At 68.5% G+C, this 12,529-nt stretch carries 13 protein-coding genes; 11 read left to right on the top strand and 2 right to left on the bottom strand.

What is annotated here, in order from left to right; translation table 11 throughout:
• Positions 1-182: 182 nt before the first annotated feature.
• Both RZE79_RS28645 and RZE79_RS28640 read left to right on the top strand, forming a co-directional pair.
• Positions 183-470 (top strand): hypothetical protein, encoded by a 288-nt coding sequence (locus tag RZE79_RS28645; protein ID WP_319357827.1) that lies wholly within the window; start codon positions 183-185, stop codon positions 468-470.
• Positions 467-805 carry a cupin domain-containing protein gene (locus RZE79_RS28640; protein WP_319357826.1) on the top strand — a complete coding sequence of 113 codons (339 nt, stop codon included), beginning with the start codon at positions 467-469 and terminating at the stop codon, positions 803-805. Before RZE79_RS28645 ends, RZE79_RS28640 begins: the two co-directional genes overlap by 4 nt.
• Before the next feature lie 127 nt (positions 806-932).
• Here the strand turns inward: RZE79_RS28640 and RZE79_RS28635 are convergent, their stop codons facing one another.
• Positions 933-2,141: a hypothetical protein gene (locus RZE79_RS28635; protein ID WP_319357825.1), complete on the bottom strand. Its 1,209-nt coding sequence runs from the start codon at positions 2,139-2,141 to the stop codon at positions 933-935.
• Positions 2,142-2,415: 274 nt separating this feature from the next.
• On the opposite strand from RZE79_RS28635, the gene RZE79_RS28630 reads away from it, so the two are divergent.
• Genes RZE79_RS28630 through kdpE form a run of 9 tightly spaced genes read left to right on the top strand, consistent with a single transcriptional unit; the run spans position 2,416 to position 11,164 of the window.
• Positions 2,416-2,556, top strand: coding sequence for a hypothetical protein (locus tag RZE79_RS28630; RefSeq protein ID WP_319357824.1), 141 nt, complete (start codon positions 2,416-2,418; stop codon positions 2,554-2,556).
• Positions 2,553-2,651, top strand: coding sequence for a K(+)-transporting ATPase subunit F (kdpF, locus tag RZE79_RS28625; protein ID WP_056576794.1), 99 nt, complete (start codon positions 2,553-2,555; stop codon positions 2,649-2,651). The genes RZE79_RS28630 and kdpF overlap by 4 nt, the downstream gene beginning before the upstream one ends.
• A gap of 1 nt (position 2,652) precedes the next feature.
• Positions 2,653-4,461, top strand: coding sequence for a potassium-transporting ATPase subunit KdpA (gene kdpA, locus RZE79_RS28620; protein WP_319357823.1), 1,809 nt, complete (start codon positions 2,653-2,655; stop codon positions 4,459-4,461).
• Between the two features lie 13 nt (positions 4,462-4,474).
• Positions 4,475-6,583 (top strand): potassium-transporting ATPase subunit KdpB, encoded by a 2,109-nt coding sequence (gene kdpB / locus RZE79_RS28615; protein WP_319357822.1) that lies wholly within the window; start codon positions 4,475-4,477, stop codon positions 6,581-6,583.
• Positions 6,584-6,596: 13 nt separating this feature from the next.
• Positions 6,597-7,208, top strand: a complete 612-nt coding sequence (gene kdpC / locus RZE79_RS28610) for a potassium-transporting ATPase subunit KdpC (RefSeq protein WP_153281703.1) — start codon at positions 6,597-6,599, stop codon at positions 7,206-7,208.
• 13 nt (positions 7,209-7,221) lie between these two features.
• Positions 7,222-7,575, top strand: a complete 354-nt coding sequence (locus tag RZE79_RS28605) for a hypothetical protein (RefSeq protein WP_153281704.1) — start codon at positions 7,222-7,224, stop codon at positions 7,573-7,575.
• Entirely contained in the window at positions 7,565-7,696 is a 132-nt protein-coding gene (locus RZE79_RS28600; protein WP_265590126.1) for a hypothetical protein, read from the top strand. The genes RZE79_RS28605 and RZE79_RS28600 overlap by 11 nt, the downstream gene beginning before the upstream one ends.
• Positions 7,697-7,709: 13 nt before the next feature.
• Positions 7,710-10,454: a DUF4118 domain-containing protein gene (locus RZE79_RS28595; RefSeq protein ID WP_319357821.1), complete on the top strand. Its 2,745-nt coding sequence runs from the start codon at positions 7,710-7,712 to the stop codon at positions 10,452-10,454.
• Between the two features lie 8 nt (positions 10,455-10,462).
• A complete protein-coding gene (gene kdpE / locus RZE79_RS28590; RefSeq protein ID WP_192193987.1) occupies positions 10,463-11,164 on the top strand; it encodes a two-component system response regulator KdpE in 702 nt (233 codons plus the stop codon).
• A gap of 208 nt (positions 11,165-11,372) precedes the next feature.
• Here the strand turns inward: kdpE and RZE79_RS28585 are convergent, their stop codons facing one another.
• Positions 11,373-12,503, bottom strand: coding sequence for a zinc-binding dehydrogenase (locus RZE79_RS28585; RefSeq protein WP_319357820.1), 1,131 nt, complete (start codon positions 12,501-12,503; stop codon positions 11,373-11,375).
• Between the last annotated feature and the right edge of the window lie 26 nt (positions 12,504-12,529).

Genomic DNA, 12,529 nt, shown 5'->3' with positions numbered 1-12,529 from the left:
TGTCTGGACCGAACTCAGTAGGTGTGTGCCATCCGCACCGACCGGCTGACGGCCGTTCGGGCTTTGACGCTCCCCCAAGATCCAGCGACTCAAGGAGCATTCCGTGCAGACTGATTTAGACCCTCGTCAACCCGGCATCCTCGGCCAGGCGGCGCCGGAACTGGGCGTGACCCAATGGGTCGATGCCGCAGGCCAGCCGCTTTCGCATTTCGGTCTGTCGCACATGCCCCGGCGCGTTCAAGCTGTTGTTTTGTTTTCAGGATGCCTGCCCCGGCTGCCACAGCGCGGGCTTTCCCAGCCTCATCAAGCTGGTGGAAGGCCTGCGCGGTTCGCGCATGGTGAGCTTTGCCGCTGTCCAGACCGCGTTTGAAGACTTCGAACACAACAGCTACGAGCGCATCGACCGGGCACGTGCCGTCATTTCCGACGCGACCGTCATTCGACCGACATCTCCAACGGAGTCCCCATGAATCTGCTGCACCTGACAGACGAGGTCACCATCGAATTCCTGAGCCATCAGGCCGGGTCCACCGTCTCTCGCATCGATTTCGATCCCCATGCGGCAGCAGCGGTCCACGCGCACGCACAAGAGGAAATCAACTACGCGTTGCAGGGACGCTTCGAGGTGAAGAACGGGGCAGAGACGTTGGTCATCGAAACGGGCCAAGCGGTGCATATTGCGCCGAACGTCGCCCACAACATTACCAATCTGGGCGAAACACCCGGATCGGTGCTGAGCTTCTGGGCGCCCGGCCGCCAGGATCTGGTGGACTTCGTTCAGAAGAAGAACGCTGGCAGCGATTGACGTGGTCGAACCATGTGCGCCCACACGGCTGGCCGTGAGACAGCGGCGCGCCGCCCGCGCCGGCTACGTCCTCAGCCGGCGTGGCGACGGGCGTTGGATGGCGCACTGAGCCTCTCGCCCGCCCGAATCAGGGCACCACGTCCATGACCACCGGGTAGTAGATGTCATAGGCAGGGCCTCCGTCCGGGGTGTAGCGGAACTGAACCTGTGCGCTGTAGCGTCCGGGCACCAGGCATCGGTCGTTGTAGCAGGCCTGCACCTGCGTACTCCAGCTGTAGCTCTTCGTCGCGTACCGGGGCAAGCCCGCTTCGTTGTAGTAGTAGTCATAGAGCCACAGGTTCGGTCCTGGGTACATGCTGGTGTCCACGCCGGGCGGTGTGTTCATCACCGTGCCCATGTAGCGCATCTTGTCGCTGGTGTCGCCCGGGAAGAAGACCGCGCCGTCCTGTGCGGGCGCCAGGGTGGACGTTCCTTGCTTGACCACGAAGTACGCTTCCGGCCTGGACAGGGCGTAGGGCGCGCTGGAGGGGTTGGTCAGCACGCTCACCTCGAGCAGCCTGGACAGTGTCTGCTCATCCGAAGTGGTGGCGCTCACGTTGAAGCTGGCCTTGTACGACGAGGCGCTCGGCAGCAGCGCCGGCAGCGAGACCACGAGGTTCGCCGAGCCATCGCCCGCCTTCTCGACCTTGAAGATATCGGTCGACCCGATCGCCGGCGCGACGGCCCAGGAGACGGCGCCCGCAGGCAGCGTGACCGGAACCGTCACAGGCGCCACGGCGGCGCCGAAGGGGGTGACGAAGTCGACGTTTTTGCTGCCCAGGCCCAGCCCGGCCTTGACGGTGATCGCATACGGAATCTGCGGATTCTCGACCCGGATTTCCGACTGGCATGCCGTGTCCAGGCAGGCCTTGATCGTCATGCTGCCCTTGTAGGTCTTGGGGCCGTCGGGTGCCATCTTGCCGGTCATGCTCAGCGAAGCCGACTGTGCCGCGGCATTGACGGTGATGACGGGCTTCTCTTCGAACAGCGGATCGGGCATCACGACAAGCAGTACCAGCACCTTGCCGCTGAGCAGATTCACATCGCCCGACAGCGTGCCGGACACCAGGGCGCTTGGGATCATCTGCCCTTCGTAGACCGTCTTGTCGATGCTGGCCGGCTGGTTGATGCGGATGGACAGCCCGCTGACATAGTTCACAGGGGGAGCGACGGGTGCGATGCCGACCGGAAAACCGCCACCACCTCCTCCCCCGCCACCCCCTCCGCCGCCGCACGCGGCGATCATCAGGAACGAAAGGCCAGCCGCAGCCGCCTGAAAGACACGCTTCAGTTTCATTTCTTCTCCTCTGTGGTTTGCACTTTTTTGCGGGCCCGATCGATCACTGTTTCGGCCCGCACCCTCTTTGGTTTGCGCTTTTTTTCCTGCGCTCTCGTTTTCAGGGATTGTTGTCGATTCCACCTGGCGGCGGCAACAACTTGGCAGGCGACCACCGGTCGCCTTCTGCGTTGCCTGCGTTTTTACGTTTTCTTTACGGCTGCCCGCTCACTCTTTCCCCCGGTTTTACGCACGCCTGCCGAGACTCATCCCGTCTTGTTTGCAGGAGTGATGAATGGACATCGTCTGGATGGGCGCCTTGCTGGCGCTGTGGGCCGTGGTGGCGGCCCTGGTCGTCGGGCTGAACCGGCTCGAAGGGCCGCAGAAGCCGAACGCGAGCGTTGATACGACACGCACGCAGGGAGACGCATCGTGATCGGCCTCGAAGTGCTGTATGGCTTCGGTGCGCTGGTCGCCGTGGTCCTGTTCGCGTACCTGGTGTTCGCGCTGATCTGCGCCGAGGAGTTCTGACATGGAAACCTCGGCCTGGGTCTTGCTGGCCCTTTTTCTCGGCGCACTGCTGGTGCTGGCCTGGCCGCTGGGCAAGCTGCTGGCCGCGCTGTGCGGCGAGCGCGTGCCGCGCTGGATGCAGCGCATCGAAGCACCGCTCTACCGGCTCGCGGGCACGAAGCCCGAGCAGTCGATGCACTGGCTGCGCTACGCGCTGGCGCTGCTGGCCTTCAACGCCATCGGCGCACTCTTTCTCTATGCGCTGCAACGCCTGCAGGGCGGGCTGCCGTTCAATCCGGCCGGCATGGGCGCGGTGTCGCCCGACTCGGCCTTCAACACGGCGGTGAGCTTCGTTGCCAACACCAACTGGCAGGGCTACGGCGGCGAGTCGACCATGAGCTATCTCACGCAGATGCTCGGCCTGGCGGTGCAGAACTTTTTCTCTGCCGCCACCGGCATCGCGGTGGCCTTCGCGCTGGTGCGCGGCTTTGCGCGCCGCGGGGAAGGGCGTGAGGGCAAGGGCCTGGTCGGAAACTTCTGGGCCGACGTCACGCGTGTCACGCTGTGGGTGCTGCTGCCGATCTCGTTCGTGCTCGCGCTGTGCCTCGCGGGGCAGGGCGTGATCCAGAACTTCGACGCCTACAAGAGCGTGCAGACGCTCGAGGCCACGGCCTTCCAGCAACCGAAGAACGGCCCCGACGGCCAGCCGTTGAAGGACGACAAGGGCGCCCCTGTGATGGAAGACGCCAGCACCCCCACGCAGACGCTCGCCATGGGCCCGGTCGCTTCACAAGAGGCGATCAAGATGCTCGGCACCAACGGTGGCGGCTTCTTTAACGCCAACTCGGCGCATCCCTACGAGAACCCGACGGCATTCAGCAACCTGCTGGAGATGCTGGCGATCTTCCTGATCCCGGCGGCGCTGTGTTTCGCCTTCGGCCGCGTGGTCGGCGACCTGCGCCAGGGCTGGGCTGTGCTTGCGGCGATGACGGTGCTGTTCGTGGTGGCGGTGCTGGTCGTCACGCCCGCCGAGCAGGCCGGCAACCCGCTGCTGGGCCCACTGGGCGTGGACCAGATGGCCAGTGCGCTGCAAAGCGGCGGCAACATGGAAGGCAAGGAAGTGCGCTTCGGCATCGACGCCTCGGCCCTCTTTGCCGCCGTGACCACCGCCGCTTCGTGCGGTGCGGTGAACGCCATGCACGACTCGCTCACGCCCATCGGCGGCATGGTCCCCCTGGTGCTGATGCAGCTGGGCGAGGTCGTCTTCGGCGGTGTCGGCAGCGGCCTGTACGGCATGCTGGTGTTCGCCATGCTCGCGGTGTTCATCGCGGGCCTGATGATCGGCCGCACGCCCGAGTACCTCGGCAAGAAGATCGAGGTGCGCGAGATGAAGCTGATCTCCATCGCCATCCTGGTCACGCCAGTGTTGGTGCTGGCGGGCACCGCGCTGGCGGTGAGCGCGGGTGCGGGCAAGGTCGGCATTGCCAACCCCGGCGCGCACGGCTTCTCCGAGGTGTTGTACGCGCTGACCTCGGCCGCCAACAACAACGGCAGCGCCTTCGCCGGTCTGTCGGCCAACACACCGTTCTACAACGGCCTGCTCGGCCTGGCGATGTGGCTCGGCCGCTTCGCGATGATCGTGCCGGTGCTCGCCATTGCTGGCGCGCTGGCCGCCAAGAAGCGCCTGCCCGTCACCAGCGGCACGCTGCCCACGCACGGCCCGCTGTTCGTCTTCCTGCTGATCGGCACCGTGCTGCTGGTCGGCTTGCTCAACTACGTGCCGGCACTGGCCCTCGGGCCGATCGTCGAACACCTCGTGCTCTGGAAATAAGAAGGAGCGCACCATGACTGCCAAAACCAAAACCTCTCTCTCGCTGTTCGACGCGGCGCTCGTGAAGCCCGCGCTGTGGGGCGCCTTCGCCAAGCTGAACCCGCGCACCCAGTGGCGCAACCCGGTGATGTTCATCGTCTACATCGGGAGCATCCTCACGACGCTGCTCTGGGTGCATGCGCTGAGCTTTCCGGGCGACACCGGCATGCAGCCCGCCTTCGTGCTGGCCGTGACCGTGTGGCTGTGGTTCACCGTGCTGTTCGCCAACTTCGCCGAAGCGCTGGCCGAAGGCCGCAGCAAGGCGCAGGCGGCGTCGCTGCGCGGCCTGCGCAAGGACACCTGGGCCAAGAAGCTGAAGGACCAGCAACAGCCGCACCATGGCGCGCCGTGGCTTCCCGAGCAGGCGCCCAACCTGCGCAAGGGCGACGTCGTGCTGGTCGAAGCCGGCGACGTGATTCCGCTCGACGGCGAGGTCATCGAAGGCGTGGCCTCGGTCGATGAAAGCGCCATCACCGGCGAATCGGCGCCTGTGGTGCGCGAATCGGGCGGTGACTTCTCGGCCGTCACCGGCGGCACCCGCGTGCTGTCCGACTGGCTGGTGGTGCGCATCTCGGTGAACCCGGGCGAGTCGTTCCTGGACCGCATGATCGGCATGGTCGAGGCGGCCAAGCGCCACAAGACGCCGAACGAGATCGCGCTGACCATCCTGCTGGTCGCACTGACGATCGTGTTCCTCATGGTCACCGTCACGCTGCTGCCGTTCTCGGTGTTCAGCGTCGAGGCCGCGGGCGCGGGCACCGTGGTGTCGCTCACCGCGCTGGTCGCGCTGCTCGTGTGCCTGATTCCGACCACCATCGGCGGCCTGCTCTCGGCCGTGGGCGTGGCCGGCATGAGCCGCATGATGCAGGCCAACGTGATCGCCACCTCGGGCCGCGCGGTGGAAGCCGCCGGCGACGTCGACGTGCTGCTGCTCGACAAGACCGGCACCATCACGCACGGCAACCGCCAGGCCAGCGCCTTCCTGCCCGCACCGGGCGTGCCGAAGGGCCGCCTCGCGCGCGCCGCCATGCTCGCCTCGCTGGCCGATGAAACGCCCGAAGGCCGCAGCATCGTCGAGCTGGCACGCCGCGATGGGCTCGAAGCCGCTGCAATCGACGTGCTGCGCTATGTGCCCTTCACCGCGCAGACCCGCATGAGCGGTGTCGACCTGCCGGCCGCGCCCCACAGCCTGGACACCGACGTCATCGTGCTGCGCAAGGGCGCGGTCGATGCGGTGCGCCGCCATGTCGAATCGTTCGGCGGCACCATGCCGGCCGAGATGCTGCGTGCCGCCGAAGAAACGGCACGCCGCGGCAGCACGCCGCTGGCCGTGGCCGAAGGCAACCGCGTGCTCGGCGTGGTCGAACTCAAGGACATCGTCAAGACCGGCATCAAGGAGCGCTTTGCCGAGCTGCGCCGCATGGGCATCAAGACCGTGATGATCACGGGCGACAACAAGCTCACGGCCGCCGCCATCGCGGCCGAGGCCGGCGTGGACGACTTCCTGGCCGAGGCCACGCCCGAAGACAAGCTTGCGCTCATCCGCAAGTACCAGGCCGAAGGCCGCCTGGTCGCGATGACCGGTGACGGCACCAACGACGCCCCCGCGCTCGCGCAGGCCGACGTGGCCGTGGCCATGGGCAGCGGCACGCAGGCCGCGAAAGAGGCCGGCAACATGGTCGACCTCGACTCCAACCCGACCAAGCTGCTCGAGGTGGTGGAGACCGGCAAGGCGCTGCTCATGACGCGCGGCTCGCTCACCACCTTCTCGATCGCGAACGACGTGGCGAAGTACTTCGCGATCATTCCGGCGATCTTCGTGTCGACGTATCCGCAGCTGGGTGCGCTCAACGTGATGCGGCTTGCGAGCCCGTCGTCGGCCATTCTGTCGGCGGTGATCTTCAACGCGCTCGTCATCGTGTTCCTGATTCCGCTCGCGCTCAAGGGTGTGCGCTACCGGCCGGTGGGCGCCGCTGCGCTGCTGCGCCGCAACCTCGCCATCTACGGCCTGGGCGGTCTGCTCGTTCCTTTCATCGGCATCAAGTTGATCGACTGGCTGCTCGTGGCCGTCCATCTCGTCTGAGGAGTTCTTCACCATGACAAGCCACAACACCAACGCCAACAACAACGGTGGCATTTTTCGCCCCGCACTCGTGCTTTTCGCACTGCTGAGCGCGCTCACCGGCCTGATCTACCCGGCGGCTGTCACAGGCGCCGCGCAGTCGCTGTTCCCATCGCAAGCGGCGGGCAGCCTCGTCGTGCGCGACGGCAAGCCCGTCGGCTCCGCGCTCATCGGCCAGAACTTCAGCGACCCGAAGCACTTCTGGGGCCGCCCGTCGGCCACCGCGCCGCAGCCCTACAACGCCAGCGCCTCGGGCGGCTCCAACCAGGGCCCGCTCAACCCCGCGCTGGCCGATGCGGTGAAGGCGCGCGTCGAAGCGCTGCGCGCGGCTGACGCGGGCAACACCGCGCCGGTGCCCGTGGACCTCGTCACGGCCTCGGCCAGCGGGCTCGACCCCGACATCAGCCCCGCCGCCGCGCACTACCAGGCCGCCCGTGTGGCACGTGAACGCGGCATGGCGCCCGACCAGGTGAATGCGCTGATCGTGCAGAACACCCAGAAGCCGCTGTGGGGCGTGCTGGGCGAATCGCGCGTCAACGTGCTGGCGCTGAACCTGGCGCTTGAAGCTTCTTCGACGGTGCGTTGAGGAGAAAACAACCATGGCCTATGCCGCTTACCGTGACCACCCCAGCGTCGTGCGAAGTCCGATCGCGCCGCGCACGACGCAGTTCCACGTGCTCGATGTCACCGTCTGCTGCGCCGACGCACTGCGCGTGCGCCGCAGCATTGCGGCCTGCGCCGAAGCCGGCGTGGTGCGCTGCGAGCCGCTGCTGCATGCCTGCAGCTCGCAGGAAAGCGACGCGCCCTGCGTGCGCCTGATGATCCGCTTTCCGACCACGCGCTACGCTGAGGTGCTGCACCGGCTCATCGAATGCGTGCCCTCGGGCGAGATCGGCCGGCTCATGAGCTGGCGCGATCACCTCACGCGCTGCGGCCTGCGCCATGGTCTCTGACCTGCTGCACGTGCTGCTGGCCATGGCGGCGCTGTTCGTGCCGCTGGGCTTTGCCTGGTGGGTGCTGTCGCGCACCGCGCGCCGGCATGCGCGGCGGCGCAAGAACGGGCCGATGCGATAACCTGCACCTTCCCATGCCCGAGACCCGCCCCGACCCCGACGCCCTGCTCGCGCAACTGCGCAGCGACGAGGCGCGCGCGCTGCGCGGCAAGCTGCGCATCTACTTCGGCGCCAGCGCCGGCGTGGGCAAGACCTGGGCCATGCTCAGCGCCGCCCGGCGCGAGCGCGAGGCCGGACGCGACGTGCTCATCGGCGTGGTCGAAACGCACGGCCGCAGCGAGACGGCCGCGCTGCTCGCGGGGCTCGACACGCTGCCGCTGCGCGAGCTGCCTTATCGCGGCCGCACGCTCGCCGAGTTCGATTTAGACGCCGCCCTGGCGCGCAAGCCCGCCGTGCTGCTGGTCGACGAACTGGCCCACACCAACGCACCCGGCTCGCGCCACGCCAAGCGCTGGCAGGACGTGCAGGAGCTGCTGGCCGCGGGCATCGAGGTGTGGTCGGCGCTCAACGTGCAGCACCTCGAAAGCCTCAACGGCACCGTCGGCGCCATCACCGGCGTGCGCGTGCACGAGACCGTGCCCGACAGCGTGCTCGACGAGGCCGACGAGGTGGTGCTGGTCGACGTCACGCCCGACGAACTCACGGCGCGGCTCGCGGCCGGCAAGGTCTACCTGCCGCAGCAGGCCGAGCGCGCCGCACAGAACTTCTTCCGCAAGGGCAACCTGATCGCGCTGCGCGAGATCGCCCTGCGCCGCACCGCCGAGCACGTCGAAGACGACGTGCGCGGCTGGCGCGTCGAGCAGTCGGTCCCCGGCGGCAACGGGCAGGGCGGCGCGGCGCTGCAGGCCTGGAACACCTCGGGCGCGATCCTGGCCTGCGTCGGCCCGCACGAGGGCGCGGCGCAGACCGTGCGCACCGCCGCGCGGCTCGCGGGCCAGCTCAACGTGCGGTGGCATGCCGCGTATGTCGAGACGCCGCGGCTGCAGCGCCTCGATGCCGCGCAGCGCGACCGCATCCTCGCCGTGCTCAAGCTCGCCGAGGAACTGGGCGCGGCCACGGCCGTGCTTACCGGCGCCGACGTGGCCGAGCAACTGTCCGAGCAGGCGCGGCGCCTCAACTGCGCGACGCTGGTCATCGGCCGCGCGGAGCCCGTGCGCGGATGGCGGCGCTGGTGGGGTGCGTCCGCGGTGCCGCTGGCGCGCGCGCTGGCACAACGGGCACCGGCGCTCGACATCCTCGAAGTCGGCCGCGCCGACAGCGCACGCCGCCTGTCGCAAGCATCGCTGGTCGCCACGCAGGCCGACGAAGACGACGAGCGCGCGCAATCGCGCTGGCCCGGCTACGCGTGGGCCGCTGCCTCCAGCATCGCGCTCACGCTGCTGTGCACGCCGCTGACCGGCGTGCTGGAGCTCACCAACATCGTCATGCTGTTCCTGCTCGGCGTGGTGGGCGTGGCGATGCGCTTCGGGCGCGGGCCGTCGGCGCTCGCGGCGATGCTCAACGTGGCGGCCTTCGACTACTTCTTCGTCGCGCCGCGCCTGTCCTTCGCGGTCAGCGACGTGCAGTACCTGCTGACCTTCGCCGTGATGCTCGGCGTCGGCCTGCTGGTGGGCCAGCTCACGGCCGGGCTGCGCTTCGCGGCGGGCGTGTCGACCAGCCGCGAACGCCGCGCACGCTCGCTGTTCGAGCTCACGCGCGAACTCTCGGCCGCCCTCGAAAGCACCCAGGTCGTCGCGCTCGGCGCCGCCGCCGTGCAGGCCCATTTCGGCGGCCATGCGCGCGTGCTGGTCACCGACGCGGCCGACCAGCTCGTGCCCCCCGCCGACCCGCCGCCCGGCTTCGATGCGCAGGTGGCCGACTGGGCTTTCCGCCACGGCCAGCCCGCCGGCCTGGCCACCGCCACGCTCGCCGCCCAGCCCTGGCACTACGTGCCGCTGCGCGCGCCGATGCGCGTGCGCGGCGTGCTCGCGCTGTGCCCGGCCCGTCCGCGCTGGCTGCTGATTCCCGAGCAGGCGCAGCAGCTGGACACGCTCGCGCGCCAGATCGCCATCGCGCTGGAGCGTGTGCACTACGTCGAAGTCGCGCAGCGCGCCGTGGTCGAGATGGAATCGGAGCGCCTGCGCAACGCGTTGCTCGGCGCCATCTCGCACGACGTGCGCACGCCGCTCACCGCGCTCATCGCACTGGCCGAATCGCTGCAGACCCTGCCGCCCGAAGAACACACCGAGGCCGCGCGCGCCATCGTCGTGCAGGCCCACGCGCTGCATGCGCTGGTCAGCAACCTGCTCGACATGGCGCGCCTCGAAAGCGGCGTGGCCGGCGGCACCGTCAACCTGCGGCGCGACTGGCAGTCGGTCGAAGAGGTGGTGGGCGCCGCCATCCGCGCCGCGCGCCCCGCGCTGCGCGGCATGGTGGTGCAGACCGCGTGGGACCCCGAGCTGCCGCTGGTCGAGTTCGACGCCGTGCTCATCGAGCGCGTGCTCGTCAACCTGCTGGAGAACGCCGCCAAGTACGGCGCCGCGCCCATCGAGGTCGGCGCACGCGCCGAGGCCGGCGCGCTGGTGCTCACCGTGCGCGACCATGGCCCCGGCCTGCCCGCCGCACTGCATGGCCGCGAGCAGACGCTGTTCGACAAGTTCACGCGCGGCGAGGCCGAATCCGCCACGCCCGGCGTCGGCCTCGGCCTGGCCATCTGCCGTGCCGTGGTGAGCGCGCACGGCGGGGAGATCAGCGCAGCGAATGCACGCGACGGCGGTGCAGAATTCACCGTCACCTTGCCGCGCCGCGAGCCCCCCGAACCCGCTGAAGCCCAGCTCTGAAACCCGCCATGCCATCCCCCACCGCCATCGTGATCGAAGATGAGCCGCAGATCCGCCGCTTCGTGCGCGGCGCGCTTGAGGCCGAAGGCTGGCAGGTGCACGAAGCCGGCACCTTGCGCGACGGCCTTGCTGCCGCCGGCACGCGGCAACCCGATCTGCTGGTGCTTGATCTGGGCCTGCCCGACGGCGACGGCGTGTCGCTGATCCGCGATGTGCGCGGCTGGTCACAGGTGCCGATCATCGTGCTCTCGGCCCGCACCGACGAAGCCGACAAGATCGCCGCACTCGACGCCGGCGCCGACGACTACCTCACCAAGCCCTTCGGCACCGGCGAACTGCTGGCCCGTGTGCGCGCCAACCTGCGCCGCCCGCGCGCCGCGAGCGGCAACGGCGATGAACCGGCCGCCGAAGCCGTGTTCCGCTTCGGCGAGATCGAGCTGGACCGCGCCGCACGCATCGTGCGCCGCGCCGGCGCCGAGGTGCACCTCACACCGACCGAGTACCGATTGCTCTGCGTGCTGGTGGCCAACGCCGGCCGCGTGCTGACGCAGCGGCAGTTGCTGCGCGAGGTGTGGGGCCCGTCGCACACGGACCAGAGCCACTACCTGCGCATCTACATGGGACATCTGCGGCAGAAGCTGGAGGCCGATCCGGCGCAGCCGAAGCATCTGTTGACGGAGACGGCGGTGGGGTACCGACTCGTCGTCTAGTGGGGAGGCCGCGCTTTGTCGGCGGCACATGCCCTCACCCTAACCCTCTCCCCGAGGGGAGAGGGGACAAGACGGGTACAAGCGAGCAAGAGGTGCGCAGGAAGGCCGTCAGCGACACCGAGGTCTTGCTCCCTCTCCCCTCGGGGAGAGGGTTGGGGTGAGGGCCGCGGCCATCACCTCACGACAGCCGCTCACCCCAGGCAAGCGATCAGGCCGCCACGCCCTTGTTCGGATTCAGCAGGAATTTCTCACCGGTAGCTTGCTTCCCATACACCCCGATCGCATCCAGCTGCAGCGCCTCGACCAGCGACACCTCCCGCGTGTAGTGACTCGCAAACGTCGTCTTCAACTCTGCCACCACGCGCGCCCGCAGCCGCTGCGTGCCTTCATCGCCCAGCTTCTGCAGGAACGGGAACAGCAGCCAGCCGCCCATGCCCCAGGCCATGCCGAAGTTGCGCACGAACTCGGTCGGGCTGCGGTCCAGGCCGCCGTAGATGTAGACCTGCTTGTGCGTGGTCGAGCCGTAGCGGCTGTATTCCTTGGCGGTGCGGTTCAGCGCCGCTTCCATGCAACCGAGGATCTGGCCGGCGAGCTTGCCGCCGCCCGTCGCGTCGAAGGCCAGCGTGGCGCCGGTGGCGACCAGCGCGTCGGTCAGTTGATCGAGAAAGTCGGGCGAGCTCGCGTTGCAGACGTACTTCGCGCCGATGCCGCGCAGCAGCGCTTCCTGCTCGGGCTTGCGCACGATGTTGACGAGGTCGATGCCGTCCTTCTGGCAGATCTTGTTGAGCATCTGGCCGAGGTTGGACGCGGCTGCCGTGTGCACCAGCGCCTTGTGGCCTTCCATCCGCATGGTCTCGACCATGCTCAGCGAGGTGAGCGGGTTGACGAAACACGAGGCGCCATCGGCAGGAGTGGCATCCGCAGGCAGCTCCAGGCACTGCGCAGCGGCGAGGCAGCGGTACTGCGAATACATCGCACCACCGATGGCCGCCACGGTCTTGCCCATCAGCGCTTGGGCAGCCGGCGACGAACCGGCCTTGACCACCACGCCCGCACCCTCGTTGCCCACCGGCATCGACTGGTCGAGCCGCGCCGCCATCGAGGCGCGCGCGCGCTCGGGCACCATGGCCGTGACGACGGGGCGATCGGCCGTGCCGGAGGCCACCGCGGTCGTCATGTCGGCGGCGCCGAAGAGCAGGCCCAGGTCCGACGGGTTCATCGGTGCCGCCTCGACGCGGATCACCACCTCGTGGGCCTGCGGTTCGGGCATCGGGTCGTCGTGCAGGGAGAGTTCGAGGTCGCCGTTGGAACGGACGAGAGAGCGCAGTTGGAGTGCCATGGAGAAGCCCCTGTGAAAGGTCGTTC

This window comes from Variovorax sp. EBFNA2 (assembly GCF_033802765.1).
Classification (GTDB): Bacteria; Pseudomonadota; Gammaproteobacteria; order Burkholderiales; family Burkholderiaceae_C; genus Variovorax; species Variovorax paradoxus_H.
This window is presented reverse-complemented; position numbering and strand designations above follow the sequence as displayed.

Excerpts from the sequence above, each read along its gene's own strand:
- RZE79_RS28645 (WP_319357827.1), top strand. The coding sequence starts at position 183 with ATGCCGCAGGCCAGCCGCTTTCGCATTTCGGTCTGTCGCACATGCCCC.
- RZE79_RS28640 (WP_319357826.1), top strand. The coding sequence starts at position 467 with ATGAATCTGCTGCACCTGACAGACGAGGTCACCATCGAATTCCTGAGC.
- RZE79_RS28635 (WP_319357825.1), bottom strand. The coding sequence starts at position 2,141 with ATGAAACTGAAGCGTGTCTTTCAGGCGGCTGCGGCTGGCCTTTCGTTC.
- RZE79_RS28630 (WP_319357824.1), top strand. The coding sequence starts at position 2,416 with ATGGACATCGTCTGGATGGGCGCCTTGCTGGCGCTGTGGGCCGTGGTG.
- kdpA (WP_319357823.1), top strand. The coding sequence starts at position 2,653 with ATGGAAACCTCGGCCTGGGTCTTGCTGGCCCTTTTTCTCGGCGCACTG.
- kdpB (WP_319357822.1), top strand. The coding sequence starts at position 4,475 with ATGACTGCCAAAACCAAAACCTCTCTCTCGCTGTTCGACGCGGCGCTC.
- kdpC (WP_153281703.1), top strand. The coding sequence starts at position 6,597 with ATGACAAGCCACAACACCAACGCCAACAACAACGGTGGCATTTTTCGC.
- RZE79_RS28605 (WP_153281704.1), top strand. The coding sequence starts at position 7,222 with ATGGCCTATGCCGCTTACCGTGACCACCCCAGCGTCGTGCGAAGTCCG.
- RZE79_RS28600 (WP_265590126.1), top strand. The coding sequence starts at position 7,565 with ATGGTCTCTGACCTGCTGCACGTGCTGCTGGCCATGGCGGCGCTGTTC.
- RZE79_RS28595 (WP_319357821.1), top strand. The coding sequence starts at position 7,710 with ATGCCCGAGACCCGCCCCGACCCCGACGCCCTGCTCGCGCAACTGCGC.
- kdpE (WP_192193987.1), top strand. The coding sequence starts at position 10,463 with ATGCCATCCCCCACCGCCATCGTGATCGAAGATGAGCCGCAGATCCGC.
- RZE79_RS28585 (WP_319357820.1), bottom strand. The coding sequence starts at position 12,503 with ATGGCACTCCAACTGCGCTCTCTCGTCCGTTCCAACGGCGACCTCGAA.